Genomic DNA, 24,022 nt, shown 5'->3' with positions numbered 1-24,022 from the left:
ACCACCGAAGGCTCGCTTCCCAGCTCCCTGAGGAGCGAGCTTGCGAGCGTCTCGAAGGGACTGCGTATCGGGTCCATCGAACTGGCCAGCCCGGTCGTACTGGCCCCGATGGCGGGTGTCACCAACGTCGCGTTCCGGACGCTGTGCCGCGAACTCGAGCTCGCCCGCACCGGAACCGTCTCCGGGCTGTACGTCTGTGAGATGGTCACGGCGCGCGCGCTCGTGGAGCGGCACCCGGTCACGATGCACATGACGACCTTCGGACCCGACGAGAACCCGCGGTCGATGCAGCTCTACACCGTCGACCCGGAGTACACGTACCAAGCCGCGAAGATGATCGTCGACGAGAATCTCGCCGACCACATCGACATGAACTTCGGCTGCCCGGTCCCCAAGGTGACCCGCAAGGGCGGGGGGTCGGCGATCCCCTACAAGCGCACGCTGTTCCGCAAGATCGTCGCGGCGGCCGTCCGAGCCACCGAGGGCACCGACATCCCGGTGACGGTCAAGTTCCGGATCGGCATCGACGACGATCACCGCACCCATCTCGACGCCGGCCGGATCGCCGCCGAAGAAGGTGCCGCGGCCGTCGCCCTCCACGCGCGCACCGCATCGCAGCGATACTCCGGTGAGGCCGACTGGGACGAGATCGCCCGACTCAAGGAGCACGTCACCACCGTGCCGGTGCTCGGCAACGGCGACATCTTCGAACCCGCCGATGCGGTCGCGATGATGCGCCGGACCGGCTGCGACGGCGTCGTCGTCGGCCGCGGTTGCCTCGGCCGGCCCTGGCTGTTCGCCGAACTCGCCGCCGAACTCGGCGGTTTCGACGCTCCGGCGCCGCCGAACCTGGGCGAGGTCGCCGACATCATGGTCCGGCACTGCCAGCTCCTCGTCGATCACCACGGTGAGATGAAGGGTTGCCGCGAGATCCGCAAGCACGTCGCCTGGTACCTCCGCGGTTTCCCGGCCGGCTCGGAGATCCGGCGGCGGATGGCGCTCGTCGGCAGCGTCGACGAACTACGTGAACTGCTCGCCGAGCTGCCGGCCGACGCGCCGTTCCCCTCCGACGGTCACGGCCCGCGCGGCCGGCAGGGTTCGCCGGCGAAGGTCGCGCTGCCGGACGGCTGGCTCGACGACCCCGACGAGGACGTGATCCCCGCAGGCGCCGAGATCATGCACTCCGGCGGTTGAACCGGATTGCGAAAACCGTCACAACCGGTGCCCGGCTGAGACGCTTTCTCAGGTGGGATCAGTACTATTGCGCGGAGGTCCCGGCCGCCGGGGCCTCCATTCTGTGCGCACCGCGCTGGTCGAGCCCCGATCCGCGGTGACTCCGCGACACGACCACGGGGCATGAGGAACGTGCATTGAGTCGTAGGACACCGGGCCCGGACGACCCCGAGGTGGGCGACGCCGGTCGCTCTCGTCGTGGTCGACGCGCCGGACGCTCCCGCGACGACTTCGAGCCCGTCCCCGGTCCGGATGCGCCCGGTTCCACCGACCCGGGCTCCCCTCCCCCGGCGCACCCCAGCCTCCGCGAGCCACGCTCGGCAGATCGCTTCGTCCGGGGACGCACTCGCCTGACGGTTCGCCAGCTCATGGAGCAGATGAACGCGGAGGAGTCGTCACCGTCGGAGCCCCCCGCCGGCTCCGGCCGGTCCGGCACCCGCCGCGCTACTCCGCCGCGCCCGGAGTCGCGGACGTCCGAGCCCCCGTCGTCGACCCGCGGGCGGTCTCGCCGCACCGGACCGCCGTTCGGCGGAAATGCCACGCCACCGTCGGCCCCGGGCGGGCGGGTCCCCGCAGCTCCGCAGCCGGCGCCCGACGACCGCCCGACGACCGTCCATCGTTTCGACAACGAGGTCACCCAGAAGATCCCCACCGTCGGCGACGCCGCGCCCGACCTGTCCGATCGCGCCACCGAGCAGCGGGTGATCGAGGAATCCCGCGCGCAGGAGCCGGTCGCCGGCGGCCCGGCCGGACCGCCGGCCCAGCCCCCGCTGGAACGCACACCCGACCTCACCGAACCCCTCGCCCTGCGCTCGGCGCCTCGGCGCCATCCCGGACGCGACGAGGACCGGCAGCGCGCGATGCTGCGCAAGACCGCCGCGACCGGACGCATCCTGGTCGCCATCGCGTGCGTGCTCGCACTGGTGGGCACCGGCTTCGTCTGGGGTTACCTGCAGTCGTGGAACGGCAACTGGCGGAACGTCACCGCCGTCGACCCCGATGACCAGAACATTCGGAACAAGGACGCCCAGTACGGCGACGAGACGTACCTCATCGTCGGTACCGACACCCGCGGTGGCCAGAACTCCAGGGTCGGCGCCGGCACCACCGCCGACGCCGAGGGCGCCCGTTCGGACACCGTCATCCTGGTGAACATCCCGGCCAACCGCAGTCGCGTCGTCGCGGTGTCGTTCCCGCGAGACCTGCAGGTCGACCAGCCGGCCTGCCGCGCCTGGGACAACACGACCGGCGCCTATGGCGCCGAGATGCAACCGGCTTACGACGTGAAACTCAATGGCGTCTACGCCGCGGGCGGCCCGCAGTGTCTCGTGCGCGTGATCACCGCGATGAGCGGTTTGAACATCAACCACTTCATCGGGATGGACTTCGTCGGCTTCGAGAAGGTGGTCCGCGCGATCGGCGGCGTCGAGGTCTGCTCGACGGTGCCGCTCTACGACTACGAGATCGGCCAGATCCTGCGCAAGCCGGGCAAGCAGAAGCTGACCGGCCGCCGTGCGCTGAATTACGTGCGCGCCCGCAACATCAGCACGGAGGGCAACGGCGACTACGGCCGGATCAAACGCCAGCAGCTCTTCATGTCGTCGCTGTTGCGGTCGAGCCTGTCGGGCAATGTGCTGTCGAACCCCAACAAACTCAACGGGATCGTCAACACGTTCATCGAATACAGCTACGTCGACGGCGTCGACACCCAGTCGCTCATCAACCTGGCCGAGTCGATGCAGGGCATCGAGGCCGGCCGCGTCTCGTTCCTGACGATCCCGACGTCGGGTACCTCCACCGACGGCGCCAACAACGAGATCCCGCGCACCAGCGACATCGACGCGATCTTCGACGCCATCATCGACGACCTGCCACTCCCCGGCGAGCAGGCGCGTAAGAAGCCGCCGTCGTCGTCGAAGGCGCCGACGACTCCCGGCGCACCGAGTACCGACTCGAACGCCAGTGCTCCCGGACCCGTGACCGCGACCGCCCAGAACCCCGGCAATGTCGGCGTCCGGGTTCTCAACGGCACGGGCCAGACGGGCCTCGCCACCGAGGTGTCCGAGCAGCTCACGCCGTACGGTTTCGACGTTCGGGGTGTCGCCGATGCCTCGGAGAACCGCGACGACACCGTCGTGCGCTACGGGCCGGGACAGCGCGACGCCGCCGCGACGCTGGCCGAGATGTTCCCGAACGCGAGCATCCAGCTCGACCGCACGGTCAAGTCGGGTGTCGAGCTCATCGTCGGTGCGGATTTCACCGGCTCCCTGGAGTCGGTACCGGCCTCCGGGGCGACCCTGACGGCGAACCAGCTCGCACCTGCGGAGAACACCGGCAATCTGCCCAACGACCTGGCCATCACGAACGCGGGCGACACCACCTGCACGTGATCTCAGGGTGTCGGTGCACTCGCAGGTGGACGGATCTGCACCCGACGTTCACTGGACGTTCATCGGTCGGAGTCGGCCTGGAGTGATCACGCACGTATCCTGGGACCATGCGTACCGCCTATCAAGAGCAACTCGAGGCGCTGACCTCGGTATTGGGTGAGATGTGCGAACTCGCCGGCACCGCGATGGCGCGCGCCACGCAGGCACTGCTGCAGGCCGATCTCGCCATCGCCGAAGAGGTCATCGGGGACACCGACCGGATGAGCCGGCTGACGGCTCGCGCGGAGGAACAGTCCTTCGCGCTCCTCGCCCTGCAGGCCCCGGTCGCCGGTGACCTGCGTGGAGTCGTGAGTGGATTCCAGATCGTCGCCGACGCCGATCGGATGGGTGCTCTGGCGCTGCACGTCGCCAAGGTCGCCCGGCGCCGACATCCCGCCAAGGCACTGCCGGAGGAGGTCAACGGCTACTTCGCCGAGATGGGCCGCCTGGCCGTCACCCTGGCCAAGAACGCACATGAGGTCCTCGTGACCAGCGACCCGCAGGCCGCCCTTCGTCTCCAGGAAGACGACGACGCGATGGACGACCTCCACCGCCACCTGTTCACCGTCCTGATGGACCGCGAATGGAAGCACGGCGTCGCCGCCGCGGTGGACGTGACCCTGCTCGGCCGCTACTACGAGCGGTTCGCCGACCACGCCGTACTCATCGGGCGCCGCGTGGTGTTCACCGCGACGGGCAAGACCCCGGAGCAGTTCCAGAGCGTGGGGTGATTTCTCTCGCTCGGTGCTGAACATCGAGCGAGGGCCACACCGAAAGAGGCCGAGAATTCAGTTTCCGACACTGAATCTCGGCCTTTTTTCATGTCCGTGAATATCTGAGCCCCAACGAGGTCGGGAAGATTTCACACGCGCCGAGGTCGTCGTTAGGGTGGCGACATGGCCCAGCACTATCCGACCGAGCCCGATTTCAATGCGGTGACCGACGAGGACGCAGAGGCTGCCGCCCACCGCCGCAAGATCCTGGCGTACCTGGGTGTGACCGCGTCGCTGGTCGCCCTGCTGGTGATCCTGCTGCTCAACATGTGACACCCCGACACTACAACCCAGGCACGACGAGGCCCGCTCCCCCGGACGGGTGAGCGGGCCTGTTCGCGCGCGGAGGCTCAGCCGAAGCGACCCGAGATGTAGTCCTCGGTCTCCTTCTTCGTCGGGTTCGAGAACATCGTCTCGGTGTCGTTGATCTCGACGAGCTGTCCCGGCTGGCCGACCGCCTCGAGGTTGAAGAACGCGGTCTGGTCGCTGACGCGAGCGGCCTGCTGCATGTTGTGGGTCACGATGACGATGGTGTACTCCTTCTTGAGTTCACCCATCAGGTCCTCGATGGCCAGCGTCGAGATCGGGTCGAGCGCCGAACACGGCTCGTCCATGAGCAGGACGTCGGGAGAGACCGCGATGGCGCGGGCGATGCACAGACGCTGCTGCTGACCACCCGACAGTCCGCCGCCCGGCTTGTCGAGGCGATCCTTGACCTCTTCCCAGAGGTTGGCGCCGCGCAGGCTCTTCTCGGCGACGTCGTCGAGCTGTGATCGGTTCCGCACACCCTGCAGACGCAGGCCGGCGACGACGTTGTCGCGGATCGACATCGTCGGGAACGGGTTCGGCCGCTGGAACACCATGCCGATGGTCGCGCGCACGCTCACCGGGTCCACGGTCTTGCCGTAGATGTCCTCGCCGTCGAGCAGCACGCTGCCCTTGGCGTAGGCACCCGGGGTGACCTCGTGCATCCGGTTGAGGGTCCGGAGCACGGTCGACTTACCGCAGCCCGACGGGCCGATGAACGCGGTGATGCAGCGCGGCGGCACCTCGAGGGTGACGTCCTTGACCGCGTGAAAGTCGCCGTAATAGATGTTCAGGTCTTTGATGTCGAGGCGCTTTGCCATGTCATTGGTCCGTTCTGGAAAAGATGACCCGAGAAGGGTGGGAGGTCAGGAAGTCTTGGGGGCGAAGATCTTCGACACCGCCTTGGCGCCGAAGTAGACGATGGCAACGAGGATCACCAATGTCAGCGCCGCGCCCCACACCTGATCGAAGGCGCCCGGTCCGTTGTTGTACTGCTGCACCATCATCAACGGCAGCGACTGCTGATTGCCGTCGAAGGGATTCCAGTTCATCGCGCGTGTGGCACCGACGAGGATGAGGACCGGCGCCGATTCGCCCATGACCCGGGCGATGGCCAGCATCACGCCGGTGACGATGCCCGACAGGGCCGTCGGCAGGACGATCTTCACGATCGTCTTCCACTTCGGGATACCCAGGGCGTACGACGCCTCGCGAAGGTCCTGCGGGACGATCTTCAGCATCTCCTCGGTGGCGCGCACCACGAGCGGGACCATCAGCAAGACCAGCGCGATCGCGACCACGAATCCCGAGCGGGGCAATCCGAGGGTGGTGCGCCACACCGCGTAGACGAACAGCGCGGCGACGATCGAGGGCACACCCGAGAGGATGTCGACCATGAACGTGGTGACACGCGCGAGGAGCGATTTCTTCGTCGCGTACTCCACCAGATAGATGGCGACGAAGATGCCGAGCGGGATGGAGATGACTGCCGCGAGGGCGGTCTGCATCAGCGTGCCGACGATCGCGTTGGCGGCGCCGCCGCGTCGCTCGGCCTGGGTCCACCAGTCGATGTCGATGATCGTCTCGATACCCCGCGACACCAGCGTGAAGACCAACCAGAGCAGGGGAACCAGCGCCAGCAGCAGGGCGGCCATGACGGCGACGCGGACGGTCCCGTCGGTGAAACGCCGACGCCCGGACATCGGGGTGAAGCCGGAGGGCTTCTTGACCGGATCGGCCGCGGAAGTAGTCGTGGTCACAGACATGGTCACTTCTTTCCGGCGACGACCGCGCGGGCGGCGGCGTTGACGATGAAGGTCAGGACGAACAGGGTCAGGCCGGCCGAGATGTAGGCGCCGGTCTTGGCGGGCGAATCGAATTCCGCCGCGTTGTTGGCGATCTTGGTCGCGAAGGTCTCGCCGCTCTCCATGAGGTTGAAGTTCATCGGTCCGACGGTCGAGATGATGAGCAGCAGCGCCATCGTCTCGCCGAGCGCGCGACCCAGGCCGAGCATCGAACCGGAGATGTAGCCGGAGAACCCGAAGGGCAGCACGGCGACCTTGACGACCTCGAACTTGGTGGCGCCCAGGGCGAGCGCGGCCTCACGATGACCCTTGGGGGTCTGCATGAAGACCTCGCGCGTGACCGCGGTGATGATCGGCAGGATCATGACCGCAAGAACGATGCCTGCGGTCAGCAGCGTGCCGCCGGTGCTCATGTTCGCGATCTGGGTGGGCTCCTGGAAGAACGGCAGGAAGCCGAGATTGCCGACCAGCCACTCGTTCACCGGCACCAGCGCCGGGCCGAGCACGAGGATGCCCCAGAGGCCGTAGACGATGGACGGCACCGCGGCGAGGAGGTCGACGGTGTAGGTGATCGGGCCGACGAACCGCTTCGGCGCGTACTCGGTGAGGAAGATCGAGATACCCAGGGCCACCGGCATGGCGATCAGCAACGCGATGACCGACACCACGACCGTTGCGTAGAACAGCTGGGGGATACCGAAGGCGAGCTGATCTCCGCTGGTGATCCACTGCCCGGTGTAGGTGAAGAAGTTCTCCTCGTTCTGCGCCAGCGACGGAATCGCCTGTGCGAGAAGGAAGAGTGCGATCAGCGCGATGACGATCGAGACCACGAATCCCGAGCCGACGGCCAGGGTGCGGAACACCCGATCGGCGACGCGGTGATGCGCGGCCGCGTGGAGCGAGGATCCGGGTTGGTCGGGCGATGACCCGGGGGCCTGGACTTCGCCGGTGTCCGGCGGGATCGCGCCACCCTCTTTGCTCAGCGAGGTCATGCGTCCTTCTTGTGATTCGGCTCTGGTCATTGGGGCCACTTCCCGCCGTCTCGTGGACACGCGAAATGTCGTGTCAGTGTGTCAACCACACGCGCGGGGCCGCAACCGAGGCGGCCCCGCGCACGTGATCAGAGGGGATTGATCAGGCGTTTCCGGACCCACCGGACAGCGAGTCGATGGTCCCCTGCAGCTTGGTCTTGAAGGCGTCGGGCACCGGCACGTAGCCGATCTCCTCGAGGCCGGCCTGGCCGTCGTTCAGGACCGCGGTGAACGCGTCCTTCAGCGTCTGGCTGGTGGCCTCGTCCTCGTAGCCCGCCGAGCAGACGATCGAGTACGGGGTGAGCAGCAGCGGGTAGGCGCCCGGAGCCTTCGAGGCGAACAGGGCGTCGGTGTCGACGACGAGGTCCTTGCTGGCCGGATCGGCGAAGGCGAGCGACTCGAGGGCGTTGCCCGCGCTCTCCGCGTTCAGCGTGACCGGACCGGCACCGAAGTCGACCTGGGCGACACCGAGGTCGTTCTCGGTGGCGAAGCCCCACTCGACATAGGTGATCGAACCGGGGGTCTTGCTGACGGTGTCGCCGACGCCGGTCGACTTCGAGGCACCGGAACCGACACCCTTGGGCGCGAATTCCTTGCTGTGCTCGTACGGCCAGTCAGCCGGAGCCGCGTTCTCCAGGAAGCGTTGGAAGTTGTCGGTGGTACCCGAGCTGTCCGAGCGGTAGACGGGGACGATGTCGGTGGTGGGCAGCGACACACCGGGGTTCAGCGCGGCGATCTTGGGATCGTTCCAGGTGGTGATCTTGCCGTTGAAGATCTGCGCGATGACGCTGGGGTTGAGCTTGAGGTCCTCGACACCGTCGAGGTTGTAGGCGACCGCGACGGGGCCGACGACCAGCGGGAGGTGCCAGGGGGCGTTGCCGTTGCAACGTGCGGTGGCGTCGGTGACCTCGTCGTCCTTGAGGGCCGAGTCCGAGCCGGCGAAGTCGACGTCGCCCGCGATGAACTTCTTGATGCCGTCGCCCGAGCCGCTGCCGGTGTAGTCGAGCACGATGTCGCTGTTGTCGGTGAGGACCTGGCTGAAGTGCTCCATGGCCTTCTGCTGCGCGGTCGAGCCCTCGCCGCTGACAGTCTGTTCGCTTCCCCCACCGCCGCACGCCGTGACGAGTGTCAGTGCCGCGATCGCCGACACCGACGCCAGGGCGCCGTTCCGATTGATTTTCACCGCTGGTGTTGCCTTTCCGTTCGCGTTCCCCGCACCGACTGGCGTCGGTTCCGGAGTGTCCGAATGGAAAGCTATGGGGGCGTGGTGGACTGATCCCCTCCAAAAGATGAACGACAGGTGAACTGGCCAAGGCAGACGGGGTGCGACCTGCCCAGGCGTGATCGTACGTGATCTGCGTAACCCGACATTCGAGACTTGGGCACCTGGCTACAGGACGGATCGTCGGGCTCGCGCGAATCGGCCCGCACACCCGGGGCGGGCTCCTGCCCTCGCCCCACCGGCGAGACCGCCCGGTGGCCTGCCCGACGACCGGCGGCCGCGCGACGCCTCGAGGCCGACGGGCACCGTGTCGATCTGGTCGTCGTGGTGGACACGTTCGTCCCACCGCGGGTGCTGCATCGCGCCAAGCGCGCCGACCCGTCTCTCACGACGACCACCACATATGAACCGCTACCCCGAAAAGAACTGTGGCGCCGACGAATTCGGGTTCCACTCGCCGGCGTGGTGAGAACCTCGCCGACCGCCGACGCGCAGGCACTCGAGGAACTCGGTGTCCGGGTGGCGCGGCTGCACCGCCCCCGCCCGTACACCGGTCGCGCGCTCGTGGTGCAGGGCAGCGAGAATCGTGACGACCCTTCGGTGTGGCGGCGGCACATCGTGACCGGGGACGTCGACGTCCTCCGTCTCGAGTGCAATCACCTGTCCGTGGTTCGCGAGCCCCACATCGGCGACGTCGTCGACGCCATCGGCGCCGCACTCGGGCAGCCTCAGCCGTAGGCGACGTCGACGGCGTATCGGGTGAACCCGAGGCGCTCGTAGGTGTGCAGCGCGGCGACGTTGTCACCCTCCACGTAGAGGTTGATCTCCGAGACGCCCTCGCGCGCAAGGTGATGCAGGCCGGCGAGCGTCAACAACCGACCCAGTCCGCGACCCTGCGCCGCAGGATCGACGCCGACGATGTACACCTCGCCGAGGTCCGCGTCGTGCCGCTTCGTCCAGTGGAACCCGAGGAGCTTGCCATCTCCCCCGCCCGATCCGTCGCCGGCACGGTCGAAGGCGAGGAACAAACCCGCCGGATCGAACCAGTCGGCGGCAACCCGTTCACGGATCTGCTCCGGCGACCAGCCACCCTGCTCGGGATGCCAGTCGAAGGCCGCGTTGTTCACCCGCAGGATCTCGGCGTCATCGGCCGGTCCGGCATAGGTCCGCAGGTCGACCGTCGGGTCGACGACGAGTTCGGGGAGTTCGTGGCCGGGTCCGACCGGGCGGCGCAGCTGCAGCAGTTCGCGACGTTTCGTCAGCCCCATCGCCGCGGCGAGCGCCACCGCACCAGGCAGATCCCCATGAGCCCACACCCGGACCCCCGACCCCGATTCGGGCGCGGCCCCGAACGCCGCGTCGAGCAGCGCCCGGCCATGTCCCTCCCGTCGGTGCGCCGGGTCGACAACCGCCTCGATCATCGCCGGCTCGCCGTCGCGACCGGGGACGATGACGGCGTACCCCGCCTTCGACCTGACGTGCACGATCGGCGAGCCCTCGGGGGCGTCGATCGCGGCGACCGCCCCCTCCGAGAGCGGGGCGACACCATCGGCGTCGTTCGCCTCGCGCACCAAACGGTGAGCGAATTCAGCGACGTCGTCGGGCAGTGCGCCTCGACGCACCTGCGGGTACTCAGTTCCCGGCACTGGCACTGAACTCCTCGTCGAACGGATCGGGACCGTCGAGCGCGTCGTCGAAGTCATCGGTGCCGACCGCATCGGGACCGGAGGCGTCCTCGGACAGGTCGGCGTCGGCCGCGGGCGCCCGGCCACGCGTCGGACGAACGGCCTTGTATCCGACGTTGCGGACGGTCCCGATCAGCGACTCGTGCTCGCTGCCGAGTTTGGCGCGGAGTCGACGGACATGGACGTCGACGGTGCGGGTGCCGCCGAAGAAGTCGTACCCCCACACCTCCTGGAGCAGCTGGGCGCGCGTGAACACGCGACCCGCATTCTGCGCCAAGTACTTCAGGAGCTCGAACTCCTTATAGGTCAGGTCGAGCGGACGTCCGCGCAGGCGTGCGGTGTAGGTCCCCTCGTCGATGACGAGTTCCCCCAGCGTGACCTTGCCCGAGGACTCCTCCGCAGCAACCCCCCGGGTTCGAACCACGAGCAGGCGCAACCGGGCATCGAGTTCGGCCGGACCGGTACCCGGCAGCAGGAATTCGTCGATGCCCCAGTCCGCGTTGACCGCGACCAGCCCGCCCTCGGTCAGCACCGCCGCGACCGGCACCGAGGAGCCGGTGCTGCCCAACAGGCGGCACAGCCCGCGGGCCGCCGCCAGGTCGGCGCGGGCATCGACCAGCGCCACATCGGCGTTCCCCGCCTCCATGAGTGACGACACCTCGGTCGGAGCGGTCCGCACCGTGTGCGCGAGCAGCGACAACGACGGCAAGACCGACTCCGGATTCGGGTCGGCCGTCAACAACAAGAGATCCACCCAGCACTCCGATCTCGTTCGTCCCCGTCCCGGACCATCCAGATCGCTCACCACGACGTGAACGCCACCCGCGCGTGGCTCGGCGATTGTTTACGCCGCCTTACCAACGTGTGCGAGATAGGTGACAGAATAGCGCCACCGGCGCGCTCACCTGTTAACAAGGCGACCACGACCGCCGGATGACCACGACGGGGAGGGTGATCGGCCGAGCATGCCGCGCATCCGGAAAGTGCTCGTCATCGGTGTGGTCGCCGCCCTGGCCGCCGCGGGGGTCGCGCTCGGCGTCGACGTCGGGGCCGCCGTTCGCGGGGAGCATCAGTTCTCCCGCGCCCTCGCCCAATCCCCCCGCGTGACTTTCGATCCCGAGGTCACCATCGCGGGTTTCCCGTTCACCCCGCAGTCGTCCGCCGGTCACTTCGACGGGGCCACGATCGCCGCCCGCGGCGTCGAACTACCCGGGTGTCCGCCCGCCCGCGGAGTCTGCCGCGGTGAGCTGGGTGCTTCTCTCGGCCCGTTCGACGTGGCCGACGGCAGCGGATTCTCGGCGAGTGATGTTCTCCACACCGGCTCGATCTCGGCGTACACCCGCCTCGATGCCGTCACCCTGGCCCGGTATCTGCGCATCGTCGACCTGACCGTCAGCACCCCGGGACCGGACGACACGGCGGGCGCGGGCGGGCCCCAGGACGGCATCGTCAGTCGCGAGAGCGGCGTGGTGCTCACCGGCACGGTCGCACTGCCGCCGGGCGACGGGCTCGATCCCGCCGACCCGCCGTCGGCGTCGTCCTACGACGGCCCCAAGGTGCGGGTGAGTGTGTCCGTCGACCTCTCCGTCGTCGACGGCGCACTGGACATCCGGGCGACCGGCTTCTACACCGGCCCCGAACGCCACGTCGACGCCGAGGTCCCGGCGGAAGTCCGCGCCGCGGTGCTCGATCGGTTCAGCCTGACGCTCCCGCGCCTGCCGATGGCCTGGGATGTCGAACCCGATCGCGCGGAGAGTTTCGGCGGGGACGTCCAACTGGTCGGCGACTCCGGTCCGGCATCGGTGCGCCTCGACCGCTTCTGAGCAGTTCAGACCGTGTTCTCCCGGCCTCGGCGGCAAAGCACCCCGGCCGTTGGGGGCTCGATCCGCTCTGTTGTACCCTCGTGGGCATGCAGCAGCGCCGTGAGTACTTGCTCACACGACGCCGGGCGATCGACTTCTGTCGTGTCGCCGACTGCTGTTGTCGCACTCGCCGTTGACGGTGTGACCAACCCGTGCTGCGTGAGCAGCCGGTCCGCCCACACCGTCGATGAGAACGGGGGCGTCTCCACCGAGGTCTGCGACCTCGTTCCCATGCGCCGTCACCCGTGCTCATCTCCCCGAGACGCGGGCATCCTTCTCGCGCCTCTCCGTCTCCACCATCTCCATCTGTTCGACGACCATCACCGATCCACTCCGAAAGGACACCGCCATGGCACGTTCCGACGTCCTGGTCAGCACCGAATGGGCTGAGCAGAACCTCAATGCCGACAAGACCGTCTTCGTCGAGGTCGACGAGGACACCTCGGCCTACGACGGCGGGCACATCGCCGGCGCCGTCAAGCTCGACTGGAAGACCGACCTGCAGGATCCGGTCCGCCGCGACTTCGTCGATGCCGAACAGTTCGGCAAGCTGCTCTCCGAGCGCGGGATCGCGAACGACGACACCGTGATCCTCTACGGCGGCAACAACAACTGGTTCGCTGCATACGCCTACTGGTACTTCAAGCTGTACGGCCACAACGACGTCAAGCTCCTCGACGGCGGCCGCAAGAAGTGGGAACTCGACGGTCGCCCGCTGTCCAGCGACGCCGTCAGCCGTCCCGCCACGACCTACAAGGCCGGCGAGCCGGATGTCAGCATCCGCGCGTTCCGCGATGAGGTCGTCGACGCCATCGGCACCAAGAACCTCGTCGACGTGCGCAGCCCGGACGAGTTCTCCGGCAAGATCCTCGCGCCGGCCCACCTCCCGCAGGAGCAGAGCCAGCGTCCCGGTCACATCCCGAGCGCGATCAACGTGCCGTGGAGCAAGGCCGCCAACGAGGACGGCACCTTCAAGTCCGACGAGGAGCTCAAGGAGCTCTACGGCGAGGCGGGACTCGACGGCTCGAAGGACACCATCGCGTACTGCCGCATCGGCGAGCGGTCGAGCCACACCTGGTTCGTGCTGAAGGAACTGCTCGGCCAGCAGAACGTCAAGAACTACGACGGCAGCTGGACCGAGTACGGCTCGCTGATCGGCGTCCCGATCGAACTCGGAGAAGGAAAGTAAGAGAATATGTGTGCTGCACCCAAGCAGGGACAGAAGCTGCCCGCTGGCGTCGACGTGGAGAAGGAGACCGTCCTGACCGGACAGGTCACCGACGGCTCGGGTTCGCCCGTCGCCGGCGCCTTCGTGCGTCTGCTCGACTCGACCGGTGAGTTCACCGCCGAGGTCGTGGCATCGCCCACCGGCGACTTCCGTTTCTTCGCCGCCCCCGGCACCTGGACGCTGCGCGCCCTGTCCGCGGTGGGCAACGGCGACGTGACGATCAGTCCCGAGGGCCCCGGCATCCACGAGAAGGACATCACCGTCTCGAAGTGACGCCACGCTCGACCCGGCAGCCCGGTCACCGCACCCGCGGTGACCGGGCTGTCTCGTTCTCACCGCCCTGACGAGGGAGCCCGCGACCGTCACCGCCCCCTGAGGAGGGAGCCTGCGACCGCCACCGCCGCCCCCTGAGGAGGGAGCCTGCGACCGTCACGAAGGGCCCACCCCTCGACGGCGCCCTGACCACGCCGGGGTTAGAATTTCCCTCGTGGTCCTCTTCTTCGAAATCCTGCTGATCCTGGCCGCCGTGCTGATCACCTGGTTCGGTGTCTACACCCTGTACCGTCTGGTGACCGACGAGTCGTGACGTCCTCACCCGGAGATCCGGCCGCGGACGGCCCCGCCGGCGCGGAGTCATCCGGTGACGGGTTCGCCGCCGAAGCCCGCCGGTCGGGCGACGAGGCGATCAGTCAGGCCGAGGCCCGGGCGGTGGAGTCCGGCAGCCGTGAACGCAACGTCCCCACATGGGATGATCTGCCGCTCCCGGCCGACACCGCGAACCTCCGCCTCGGCGCGGACCTGCATCCCGGCCTCCTCGCACTCCTGCCGCTCGTCGGCGTGTGGCGTGGCGAGGGCGAAGGCCACGATCCCCAGACGGACACCGACTATCACTTCGCTCAGCAGATCGTCGTGTCCCACGACGGCCAGAACTTCCTCACCTGGGAGTCCCGCTCGTGGGTGATCGACGACGATGCTGCCTACCAGCGGCCCGACCTCCGCGAGTCCGGGTTCTGGCGGATCGGTGAGGACGACACCATCGAATTGCTCCTCGCCCACGCCGAGGGCTCGATCGAACTCTTCTACGGCACTCCCCTGAATCAGACCACCTGGGAACTCGCCACCGACGTCGTCATCAAGGCAGAATCAGGTCAACGCACCGGCGGCGCCAAACGGCTGTACGGACTCGTCGCCGACGGCGACCTCGCCTACGTCGAGGAGCGCGTCGACGCCGACGGGGACCTCACCCCGCGGCTCTCCGCCAAGCTGCGCCGCCACGTCGGCTGATCCACCTCATCGACGGAACCCGCGGCAGGGACGCGCGCCCTGCTCCCGGCGGCTCGCACATTCGCCCCGCTCGCTTCGCTCCCGGCGGCTCGGCCCCCTGCTCCCTGAGGTGCGAGCGAAGCGAGCCTCGAAGGGCCGCCGATCCGAGAACGCAAGGTACAGATTGCGTTTCGGCAGCGCGCTGTACACCGGCGCGCCGAGCATGACGACGACCGAACCGTAGGCGGTGACTTCCCCCGGCCGACCCGCCCAACCGGGATGCACGGTTCCCGACCTCGACATGTACGGGGCGTGCCCGGCCGTGCCGCCGCCCCGGCGACCGACGACCGAGAACACCTCAGCGCGGGCGGACTGCGGGGAGAGTTCGAAGACGGCACGCCCACCCGGTGGGCATTCGACGAAGGTGAACTCCGTGCCGGACCGATGGACCACCCCGATCCAGTCGCTGCCCGCGTTGCGTACGACGAACGTCGAACCGCCCGTCCGGTACTGGTACGAGACACCGGCCGCCGCGGCATCGAGCATGTGCCGACCGGAGACACCGCCGTTCCACTCCGCGCTCCACGGGGTGAGATATCGCTGGTCGAGGAACTCGCGGCGGGTGGGGATCGGAACCGTCACCGGCATCACCCGCCCGTCGCGCACCCACACCGCGCCGTACAGAACCGGCCGGCCGTCAGCGGTGCGGGGGGCCTGGAGGTAGGTGAGCGAATCCGCCTCCGGCAGAGCGATTTCCGAACCGGGAGGCAAGAGTTCGACATACGACCGGCCATCCTCGAGCAGGACCACGGCAGCCACGTCGTGCACACCACGGTTGTGGACGGCGATGCGGTCACCGGCCTCCCGCGACAGGTCCTCGGCGTGGAACAGGCCGGCGGCGTGCGGGTCGGCGAACGCGAATCGGGGTGCCGACGCCGTCCCGAAGTCCGGGTCGCCCGGGGTCCAGTAGTTCTCGCCCACCACGGGTTCGATGCGATCGCGATCCTGCGTCCCGACCGCCGCGGCGACATGCATGGTCACCATCTCTTCTTCTCCCTCTCGGCGCCCCGGCGGGCGCCGTGGACTGTGCTGTGCTCCCAGTCCAGCGGTTTCACGCCGCGGTTTCGCGAGTACTGCGCTACGCGAATCTTGTAGCGCTGCCCTACCTGCGCCCGGATCGGTTTCGGATGGAACCGGGACGCAGATCGAGTCGACGCAGCAGCTGTGCGTTCAACGCCACGACCACCGTCGAGGCGGACATCAGGATCGCGCCGACACTCATGGGCAGGACGAACCCGATCGGCGCCAGGATCCCGGCCGCCAACGGCACCGAGATGAGGTTGTAACCTGCTGCCCACCAGAGGTTCTGCGCCATCTTCCGATAGCCGGCACGCGACAGCTCGATGACCGACAGGACCGATCGCGGATCAGAGGAGGCGAGGATGACGCCGGCCGAGCCGATGGCCACGTCGGTGCCGGCACCGATCGCGATCCCGACGTCGGCCTGCGCGAGTGCGGGGGCGTCGTTGACGCCGTCGCCGACCATCGCGACGCGACGACCTTCGTGCTGCAGGTCCGCGACGATGGCGGCCTTGTCCTCGGGTCGGACCCCGGCGTACACCCGGTCGATGCCCAACCGGCCGGCGACATCGTCGGCCACCGCCTGCGCGTCGCCGGTGATCATCACGACCTGCACGTCGAGAGCGTGGAGTTCGTCCACGGCCACACGCGACTCCGGACGCACCTCGTCGGCGAGCCGGAACGCCCCCACGACACGATCGTCGACGAGCACGTGCAGGATGATCGCCCCCTGCTCCCGCCACGACGACGCGACGGGCAGTTCGTCGAGGCCGCGCTCGGCGAGCAGGTTGGGTCCACCCACCCGGACCCCGTGGCCGTCGACGGATGCAGACACCCCCACCGCAGGCGACGAGGAGAAGTCCTGTGCGACGGGCAGATCGATTCCCTCATCTCGAGCGGCCCGCACGATCGCCGAGGCCAGCGGATGCTCACTGCCCGCCTCCGCGGCGGCCGCGAGGGTCAGCACTCGACGCCGGTCCTGCCCGGGAGCCGGTTCGAGCTCGAGGACGGTCGGTTCTCCCTTCGTCAGGGTGCCGGTCTTGTCGAAGAGCACGGCGTCGACGTTGCGCATCGACTCGAGGGCGAGCCTGTCCTTGATCAGGACCCCGGCGCGCGCGGCCCGCTCTGTGGCGATGGAGACGACGAGCGGGATCGCGAGTCCCAACGCGTGGGGGCATGCGATGACCAGCACCGTGATCACGCGAACGACCGCCTCGTCGGGCGATCCGACCGCGGTCCAGGCGATCGCGGTGAGGACCGCGGCGCCGAGTGCGAACCAGAACAGCCACCCGGCCGCGGTATCGGCGAGTCGTTGGGCCCGTGACGACGATGCCTGCGCATCGGCGACGAGGCGTCCGATCCCGGCCAGCGCGGTGTCGTCGCCGGTCGCGGTCACGCGGACCCGCAGTCCGGAATCGGTCGCGACGGTGCCGGCGACCACGACGTCACCGACCTCCCGCCGAACGGGTGCCGACTCCCCGGTGACCATCGACTCGTCCATGCTCGCCGAACCGTCGACGATGGCGCCGTCGGCGGGCACGGACCCGCCGGGCCGGACGACGACCACGTCGCCGACGACCAGTTCCTCGGGAGATACCGAGATGATGTCGCTGCCCACGACCTTCTCGGCCTCGTCCGGAAGGAGCGCGGCGAGTGAGTCGAGAGCCGATGTCGTCCGGGCCAGCGAGCGCATCTCGATCCAGTGGCCGAGCAGCATGATCACGACGAGCAGTGCCAGCTCCCACCAGAAATTCAGGTGGTGGTCGAACAGGTGCAGCGTCGAACCCCAGGAGGCGACGAAGGCGACGGTGAGCGCGAGCGAGATCAGAAGCATCATCCCCGGGCGACGAGCTCGGAGCTCGGCGGCCGCGCCGACGAGGAACGGGCGCCCGCCCCACACGAAGAGAACTGTGCCGAGCAGCGGTGACACCCACCGGACCCACTCCGCGTCGGGCAGACCGTAGCCGAGTATGTCGGCGAACATGTCGTTGAAGGCCACGGTCGGGACCGCCAGCACGAGCATGATCCAGAACAGTCGCCGGAATTGCGCCACGTGGTCGCCGTGGCCCGCATGGCCGGCATGTCCGCCGTGGCCGGTGTGATCGGCGTGCCCCTCGTGGCCGTCGGGCCCGGGATCGAACTGGGGGCGGTGCGCGTGGTCGGCCGGTGCCGGCGTTGTCGGTGGATGGTCGTGGTGCGTGTTCATGAGGTCGAGGGTATACCCCCCTAGGGTATATACGCCAGGGGTACTTCTACCCTGTAGGGGTATTCACCGAACAAAACCGTCAGCAGACATGGAACGGCCCCCGCACCGCCCACGAAGGGCCTGCGCCGACCGGACCGGGTCGGGATGCGGGGGCCGGGTGACCACCTGGTATTCGCTTGCGCCGACCGGCGGGAATCCCGCCTCGGTGCGACACGAATGCCACACGGTCAACTGCTAACGGATGGTCACCTCACATGTCCGATGAGAAATCACTATCAGACCACCTCCTTCCTTGTGTACCCGCGAACGTACGCCCGATTCGGGCGGGCCGCAACGGATTAAGGCGGTCAGGGAGTCGGCACCGGCGCCACGGACGGGCCGGGAGCCGGGGACGGCGCACCGGAGGGTGCCGAACTCGGGCCGGGCAGCGGCTTCGCGTCGGGCGGCAATGACTCGACGACCTCGATCTTCGATCGGAACGTGTCGTCGGTGATCACCTCGATCGAGTTGATCATCCAGCGGTCGCCCTCGCGTTTCATGTCGAAGGTCAGCCGCGACGGGTTGATGCTCACGAGTTCCTTGTTGCCGCGGGTCACCGACTGATTCATGAAGATCAGGACCTGCGAGGTGTCCGCGGTGTTGGTCACCACACCCGCGTCCTGGATCGTCACCTCGGACACCACCGACTGCTTGCGCACCTCGGCGGCGAGATTGTTGTCGGTGATCAGCTTCGTGTACTCCGGCTTCGCCGGCCCGGTGAGCACACTCATCGACTGGTCGATGTGCTCGGTGACGTTCTCGGCGTTGTACCCGAACATCGTCGTCGCATAGTCCCGGGCCGCCGCCAGCGACGATGCGCGGGCGTCCTCGACCCCGCGGCCCTGGGTGAAGCGAAAACCGAGAAATGCGGTCACGGCGATCGCGGCGACCAGCACCACGCCGAGTGCGATCAGACCCAGGCGCCCCTTGCGCAGGGCGAATCGAGATCCGGTCGACTTCGGCGCGGGCTCGGATCGGGGCGCGGACTCGGAGCGGGCCGACATCACGCCACCCACTCGAAGTCGGTCATCTTGAGGTCGCCGTTGATCCGCGTCATGTCCACCCGCCAGCGGAACACCTTCTCCTGTGACGGCACCTCGCCGTCGAGCGATCGCTGATGCCAGCCGAACACCATGATGACCGAGCCTTCGTCGGGTTCGGCCTTGGTCACCGCGGACGAGAGGATGAGCGAGCGGGTCTCGAGCTTGCCGTCCCGGACAAGGGCCGCCACCTGCTGGATGTTGTTCTCGACCTCTTGCTTGACCTTGCCGCTCGTGTCCTCCTGGACCGACGTCAGCGTCTGGTCGACGGTGTCGGGATTCATGCTGGTCAGGTTCACGAGAACCTGCGAAGCGAACGCGGAATACTCGGCCCGCAGGTCGTCGGTCCGGTCCTGACGCGCGATGCCGAGCGCGAACACCACCGATGCGATGGCGCACACGACGATGACCACGAGCGCCACCACGACGCCCACGATCGCCTTCGCCGACCGACGACGATCGGACCCGCGATAACGGACGCGACGCTTGCCTTTCCGCGTCACCGCCGCCGACGACGCCGCGGCCGTCCGGGCGCGTCGACGCTCCCGGTAACCGACGGTCTTCTCGACCTCGGACGGGTCGGGCGAGATCGACTGCTCCGCAGTGACTTTCTCCTCGTGCTCGGCGGTGGTCATCGGCTGCGCGGCGGCCACATCCGAGGACTCGGGTTCCACGGGCGCGGGGACCGGGGCGGCCGGCGTCGACGGCTTCTTCCCCGTCGGACGCCCACGCCGGATCGGCGCCGACCGCACCGGCCGCTTCACGTTGCGGCGATCACCTGCACGCTCCGAGCCGGACCGTTCCGGGGACGTCGTGCGAGGACCGTCCGGCGTCACGGGGTGACCGTCCCGCTGATCATCGTCTGCCATGTACTGCTCTGTTCCTGCTCATCACTGCCGGCCCCGGCGTTGTAGGTCTTCCCGTCGGGCCCGATGAAGTCACCCGAGTCCGGGTCGTAGGTCGTCGCATACACCGCGGGCTCCGCGTCGAAGTCCTTCGGTGTGCCGGGTGTCACGGTACCGGAGGACGCCGGCTGCCATTTCAGGCCGAACGGCAGCCCACTCTGGAACGGGTCGACCGAGCCCGGTTTCGGTACGTAGCCTGTGGCACACTCTGCGGGGGTGGGTGCGCGACGGCCCGGAAACTCCGCGCACGGATAGTTACGCGCACCGCGGACGGCGATGTTGGAGTTCTGCGGCACCCGGCACAGCATTCCCGGCGGGAGCTCCCGGGCGGTCTGCACCGACGGCCAACGCCAGTCCTCCTTGGGGAGGAAACCGATGTTGCACGGCGGCCGGTCCTGGAAACCGAGCGAGAAGTTCACGTTCGGACCGAACCGGTTGGTGCCGGTGTTCACGGCCGTGATCAACGAACTGACCAGTCGCGGATAGAGAACGAGCACCTGCTTCCAGTTCGGCAGGTACACCACCTGGGTCTTGGCGATCGTACCGAGGTTCGACACGAGCAACGGGTACGACGCACCGAGGGATTCGAAGAGTTCCTGACTCTTCGACGCGGTCGACGGCCCCTTGCGCAGGATGTCGCCGATCTCGGGCCGGTTCGCCCGCAACTGATCGGTGAACGCGGTGACGTTTCTTGTCCAGGAACGGATGTCGTCGGCCGTACGTGACTGGGTTGCCAGCAGTGGTGCGCCCTGTTCGACGAGTTGGATTGTCGTGTCGGTGTTCTTGTTCGCCTCGTCGACGAACAGCACCATCGAGTCCAGCAGGCGCTGCAACGCCTCCCCGGTGCCGTTGAACGCGATGAACGCCTCGTCCATCAGCGACCGCAAACGGGTGTCACCGATCTCGGCCAGCAGGCGGTCGGCCTGGTCGAGCATCGCCGAGATCTCCACCGGGACCTCGTCGGTCGACACCGTCGCGCCGTCCTGCAGGTATTCGCCGGACTCGCCCGCCTCGGGATCCGGCGTGAACTCGACGAACTGCTCACCGATCGCGGAGACGCTGCGCACCGACGCGGTCGACGAAGCCGGGATCTCCGCGCTGTTCTCGATCGTCAGCACCGCTTCGACGCCGGTGTCGGTCAGCTGCACGGAGTCGACCTTGCCGACGTACACGCCGCGGTAGCTGACGTTCGCGTTCTGGTACAGCCCACCGCTGGTGGGCAGCAGCAGCTGCACCTGGTAACTGCCGACCCCGAACATCGACGGGATGCGGATGTAGAACAGCGCCATCACCACCATCGCGACCACGGTCACGATGGCGAAGATCATCAGCTGCATCCGGACGAATCTCGTGATCTTCATCAGCGGCCACCTCCCGCGGCCGGGACTGCCGCCGGCGTGGTCGGCGAGACCCGCGGGACCATGTTCGCCGGAATCGGTTCGGCCGAGTCGGGCACGCGTTCGCCGCCCGGTTGCAGGGGCGCGATGAACGGGTTCAGTCCGCGCGCGGCGGCGCCTGCGGGCCGTCCGAAGACGCCCTCGGGGCCGGTGACGCCGAGGCTGGCGAACATGCTCTTGCTCAGTCGTTCGACGGTGAGGTCGAGCACCAGATCGGAGTTCACGTAGTCACCCTTGACGATCTGTCGGATCGTCGGCTCGTAGAACGGGAAGGTCAGCAGGATGTTCAGCGATTGAGTCATCGCGGGACCCGCGGCCTGGAGCTGATCGAGGGCCGGTTCGATCCCCTCCACGATCGTCACGATGTCCTCGGAGTTGGCGTCGAGGATGTCGTTGGCGGTCTTCGACAGCGTCGCGACCGAACCGAGAGTGTCGAGGAACTGCTGACGCTGGTCGACGAGCAACTGCAGGATCTGCGGGGCGTCGGCGAGCGCCCGCTCGATGGTGCCCTTCTGCTCGTTCATGGTGCGCGACAACCGGTCGAGTCCCTCGGTCGCGCGGATGATGTTGCCCTTCTGCGCATCCAGATCGGCGACGAGGGTGTTCAACCGCGGGATGAGCTCCTTGATCTGCTCCTCGCGTCCGCCGAAGACGTCGCTCATCTCGTGCACGATGTCGCCGATCTGCGACAACCCACCGCCGTTGAGGACCACCGACAGCGAACTCAGCACCTGCTCGGTACTGGGGTAGGTACACGCCGACACCTGTTGTGCCGCATTAATGTCGGGCACCGCGGGCACCGACGGGTCGGTCACGATGTTGGACTGCTCGGGACACTTGGTCAGGGGGATCTGGTCGCCGGGTTCGAGCCGGCCGCCCTCGGGCTCGGCCGGTTGCACGATCTCGAGGTGCGTCGAACCCAGCACACTGGTCAGCCCGACCATGACATGCGAACCGCGCGGGACGATCACCCCGTCGTTGAGCCGCATCGTGACGAGCGCGTTCCAGTCCTGGACCTCGATGTCGCCGATGCTGCCGACCGTCGCGTCGTCGATGAGCACCGGCGCGTTGTTGACCAGTCCGGCCGCCGACGGGATGACCGCGGTGATCTCGTAGGATTCACCGCCGGTACCTTCGGCTCCAGGGACCGGGAGCGAGTTGGGGCCGTCGAAGGAACATCCGGCGAGGACGAGCGCGAGGCTCGCCGCGCCCACGATGAGCGAACCACGGGGTCGTACCGACCTCATCGCTCACCCCCGAACGGCACCAGCAGATCCTCGAGCGGGCTGCCCCGGTTGTCACGACGGGTCTCGTTGTCGAGCCGGGTGACCCCGGCATTCGCACGAGCCCGGACGCTCGCGTTCTGGTACTCGAGCTGGCTCGGCGTGGCGTTGCGACCCTGCACCGGATTGGTCAGGAACGGTGGGTAGTTCATCGAGATCGACGACAGGACCGGAGCCAGGATCTCCACACACTTGTCGACATCCGCCATCGTCGATCCCGGCCGCTTGGTGGATTCCATGGTTCCGCACAACAGAGTGATGAGATTTGTTCCCATCCCCAAACCGAAGACACCCGACAGGGATCCCGAAAGCGGGTTGTAGATGTTGTAGAAGTTCGCGAGCTGGTTGGGCGCCGAATGCAACACGCCACGCACCTGTTCGTCCTTGTCCGCCACGATCTTCGTACTCGCGGCCAGACGCTCCACCGATGACGACAGCGCCGTCTGATTGGTGTCGATGAAGGTCTGCACATCGGTCATCGCCGCGTCGAGACCTTTGAGCGCCTCATCGAGCTCGGTCGTGTTGTCCGCGAGCACGGAACTGACCGAGGCGATCCGGCCGTTGAACTGCACGAGTTGCTCGTGGCTTCCCGACAATGCATCGGTGAGTTTCTGAAGACTCTGGATGGTGGCGAACAGGTCGCCGCTGCCGGCTGCGAGGGTGCCGATCACGTCGGACACCTCCCGGATCGACGCGTTGATCGCCTCGCCGTTGCCCTCGAGATTCTCGTCGAAGACGTTCACCGCCTTGGCCGCCGAGCCCGGATCGGCCCCTTGCGGACCGATGGCCTCGGTGAGTCGGGTGAGCTGGGCCTTGATGTCGTCCCACTCCATCGGCACCGCGGTGCGGTCCATCGGGATGTCGGCGCCGTCGGACATCTCCGGCCCACCGGAGTAGACCGGCGTCAGCTGTACGAACCGACCGGAGACCAGGCTCTGCGCGACGATGACGGCCTTCGCGTCCTGCGGGATGTCGACGCTCTTGTCCACGCGCAGTTCGACTTTCACGTCGTTCTCGCGCGGGGTGATCGCGGAGACGCTACCCACGTTCACACCGAGCACCCGGACCGGGTCCCCCTTGTACAGACTGGCGACCCCGGCGAAGTAGGCGGTGAACGTATTCGTCGTCGACTTGGTGAACACCTTCCAGCCCACGAGGACCAGGGCGACCGCGAGAATCACGGCGAGTACCCCGAAGAGCACCTTGCGTCCGATGGACATACTTCCGACGGTCAT

The 24,022-nt window shown here is 67.7% G+C and carries 22 protein-coding genes; 9 read left to right on the top strand and 13 right to left on the bottom strand.

Translation table 11 applies throughout. The features are described 5' to 3' along the window. The first annotated feature begins 27 nt into the window (after positions 1–27). From dusB to KB201_RS18165, 4 genes are all read left to right on the top strand, one after another. Positions 28–1,194, top strand: coding sequence for a tRNA dihydrouridine synthase DusB (gene dusB / locus KB201_RS18180; RefSeq protein WP_280361797.1), 1,167 nt, complete (start codon positions 28–30; stop codon positions 1,192–1,194). Between the two features lie 176 nt (positions 1,195–1,370). Next, complete coding sequence (locus tag KB201_RS18175; RefSeq protein WP_058253531.1) at positions 1,371–3,623, top strand: LCP family protein; 2,253 nt, start codon at positions 1,371–1,373, stop codon at positions 3,621–3,623. Between the two features lie 107 nt (positions 3,624–3,730). Beyond that, complete coding sequence (gene phoU / locus KB201_RS18170; protein WP_058253532.1) at positions 3,731–4,393, top strand: phosphate signaling complex protein PhoU; 663 nt, start codon at positions 3,731–3,733, stop codon at positions 4,391–4,393. A gap of 165 nt (positions 4,394–4,558) precedes the next feature. Further along, a complete protein-coding gene (locus KB201_RS18165; protein WP_165629676.1) occupies positions 4,559–4,708 on the top strand; it encodes a hypothetical protein in 150 nt (49 codons plus the stop codon). A 77-nt stretch (positions 4,709–4,785) separates the two neighbouring features. On the opposite strand, the gene pstB is transcribed toward KB201_RS18165, so the two are convergent. The 4 genes from pstB to pstS form a co-directional block, all read right to left on the bottom strand. Further along, positions 4,786–5,562, bottom strand: coding sequence for a phosphate ABC transporter ATP-binding protein PstB (gene pstB, locus KB201_RS18160; RefSeq protein WP_004022008.1), 777 nt, complete (start codon positions 5,560–5,562; stop codon positions 4,786–4,788). Positions 5,563–5,607: 45 nt separating this feature from the next. Next, positions 5,608–6,507 carry a phosphate ABC transporter permease PstA gene (gene pstA, locus KB201_RS18155; protein WP_058253533.1) on the bottom strand — a complete coding sequence of 300 codons (900 nt, stop codon included), beginning with the start codon at positions 6,505–6,507 and terminating at the stop codon, positions 5,608–5,610. Between the two features lie 2 nt (positions 6,508–6,509). Beyond that, on the bottom strand, positions 6,510–7,538 hold the full coding sequence (gene pstC / locus KB201_RS18150; RefSeq protein WP_165629675.1) for a phosphate ABC transporter permease subunit PstC: 1,029 nt from the start codon (positions 7,536–7,538) through the stop codon (positions 6,510–6,512). 142 nt (positions 7,539–7,680) lie between these two features. After that, positions 7,681–8,760: a phosphate ABC transporter substrate-binding protein PstS gene (gene pstS, locus KB201_RS18145; protein ID WP_211540040.1), complete on the bottom strand. Its 1,080-nt coding sequence runs from the start codon at positions 8,758–8,760 to the stop codon at positions 7,681–7,683. A gap of 195 nt (positions 8,761–8,955) precedes the next feature. Here pstS and KB201_RS18140 point away from each other — a divergent pair, with 195 nt between their 5' ends. Continuing rightward, positions 8,956–9,537, top strand: coding sequence for a hypothetical protein (locus KB201_RS18140; protein WP_242697050.1), 582 nt, complete (start codon positions 8,956–8,958; stop codon positions 9,535–9,537). Here KB201_RS18140 and mshD read toward each other — a convergent pair. Together mshD and KB201_RS18130 are read right to left on the bottom strand one after the other, a co-directional pair. Beyond that, complete coding sequence (gene mshD / locus KB201_RS18135; protein WP_307848084.1) at positions 9,528–10,451, bottom strand: mycothiol synthase; 924 nt, start codon at positions 10,449–10,451, stop codon at positions 9,528–9,530. The genes KB201_RS18140 and mshD overlap by 10 nt on opposite strands. After that, on the bottom strand, positions 10,432–11,238 hold the full coding sequence (locus KB201_RS18130; RefSeq protein ID WP_058253539.1) for a response regulator transcription factor: 807 nt from the start codon (positions 11,236–11,238) through the stop codon (positions 10,432–10,434). The genes mshD and KB201_RS18130 overlap by 20 nt, the downstream gene beginning before the upstream one ends. Positions 11,239–11,449: 211 nt before the next feature. Between KB201_RS18130 and KB201_RS18125 the strand changes: the two genes are divergently transcribed. From KB201_RS18125 to KB201_RS18110, 4 genes are all read left to right on the top strand, one after another. Beyond that, the gene (locus KB201_RS18125; RefSeq protein WP_211540036.1) at positions 11,450–12,307 is read left to right on the top strand and encodes a DUF2993 domain-containing protein; all 858 of its coding nucleotides are present in this window, start codon (positions 11,450–11,452) and stop codon (positions 12,305–12,307) included. A gap of 388 nt (positions 12,308–12,695) precedes the next feature. Continuing rightward, entirely contained in the window at positions 12,696–13,535 is an 840-nt protein-coding gene (locus KB201_RS18120) for a sulfurtransferase (RefSeq protein WP_058253541.1), read from the top strand. Positions 13,536–13,541: 6 nt separating this feature from the next. Then, positions 13,542–13,847: a DUF1416 domain-containing protein gene (locus KB201_RS18115; protein ID WP_010840619.1), complete on the top strand. Its 306-nt coding sequence runs from the start codon at positions 13,542–13,544 to the stop codon at positions 13,845–13,847. A 309-nt stretch (positions 13,848–14,156) separates the two neighbouring features. Then, a complete protein-coding gene (locus KB201_RS18110) occupies positions 14,157–14,858 on the top strand; it encodes an FABP family protein (RefSeq protein ID WP_058253542.1) in 702 nt (233 codons plus the stop codon). Between the two features lie 6 nt (positions 14,859–14,864). Here KB201_RS18110 and KB201_RS18105 read toward each other — a convergent pair whose 3' ends face one another. From KB201_RS18105 to KB201_RS18075, 7 genes are all read right to left on the bottom strand, one after another. Beyond that, positions 14,865–15,881, bottom strand: coding sequence for a hypothetical protein (locus tag KB201_RS18105; protein WP_231742640.1), 1,017 nt, complete (start codon positions 15,879–15,881; stop codon positions 14,865–14,867). 118 nt (positions 15,882–15,999) lie between these two features. After that, entirely contained in the window at positions 16,000–18,123 is a 2,124-nt protein-coding gene (locus KB201_RS18100) for a heavy metal translocating P-type ATPase (protein WP_078113628.1), read from the bottom strand. A gap of 347 nt (positions 18,124–18,470) precedes the next feature. Further along, positions 18,471–19,166, bottom strand: a complete 696-nt coding sequence (locus tag KB201_RS18095; protein WP_231742641.1) for a hypothetical protein — start codon at positions 19,164–19,166, stop codon at positions 18,471–18,473. Then, entirely contained in the window at positions 19,166–20,038 is an 873-nt protein-coding gene (locus KB201_RS18090) for a hypothetical protein (RefSeq protein WP_374193954.1), read from the bottom strand. Before KB201_RS18090 ends, KB201_RS18095 begins: the two co-directional genes overlap by 1 nt. After that, positions 20,035–21,468 carry an MCE family protein gene (locus KB201_RS18085; RefSeq protein WP_058253545.1) on the bottom strand — a complete coding sequence of 478 codons (1,434 nt, stop codon included), beginning with the start codon at positions 21,466–21,468 and terminating at the stop codon, positions 20,035–20,037. The genes KB201_RS18090 and KB201_RS18085 overlap by 4 nt, the downstream gene beginning before the upstream one ends. Next, complete coding sequence (locus tag KB201_RS18080) at positions 21,468–22,751, bottom strand: MCE family protein (RefSeq protein ID WP_058253546.1); 1,284 nt, start codon at positions 22,749–22,751, stop codon at positions 21,468–21,470. Before KB201_RS18080 ends, KB201_RS18085 begins: the two co-directional genes overlap by 1 nt. Further along, positions 22,748–24,022 (bottom strand): MCE family protein, encoded by a 1,275-nt coding sequence (locus KB201_RS18075; RefSeq protein WP_058253547.1) that lies wholly within the window; start codon positions 24,020–24,022, stop codon positions 22,748–22,750. Before KB201_RS18075 ends, KB201_RS18080 begins: the two co-directional genes overlap by 4 nt.

The sequence above is a fragment of the Gordonia sp. SCSIO 19800 genome (assembly GCF_018132775.1).
GTDB classification, from domain to species: Bacteria; Actinomycetota; Actinomycetes; order Mycobacteriales; family Mycobacteriaceae; genus Gordonia; species Gordonia hongkongensis.
This window is presented reverse-complemented; position numbering and strand designations above follow the sequence as displayed.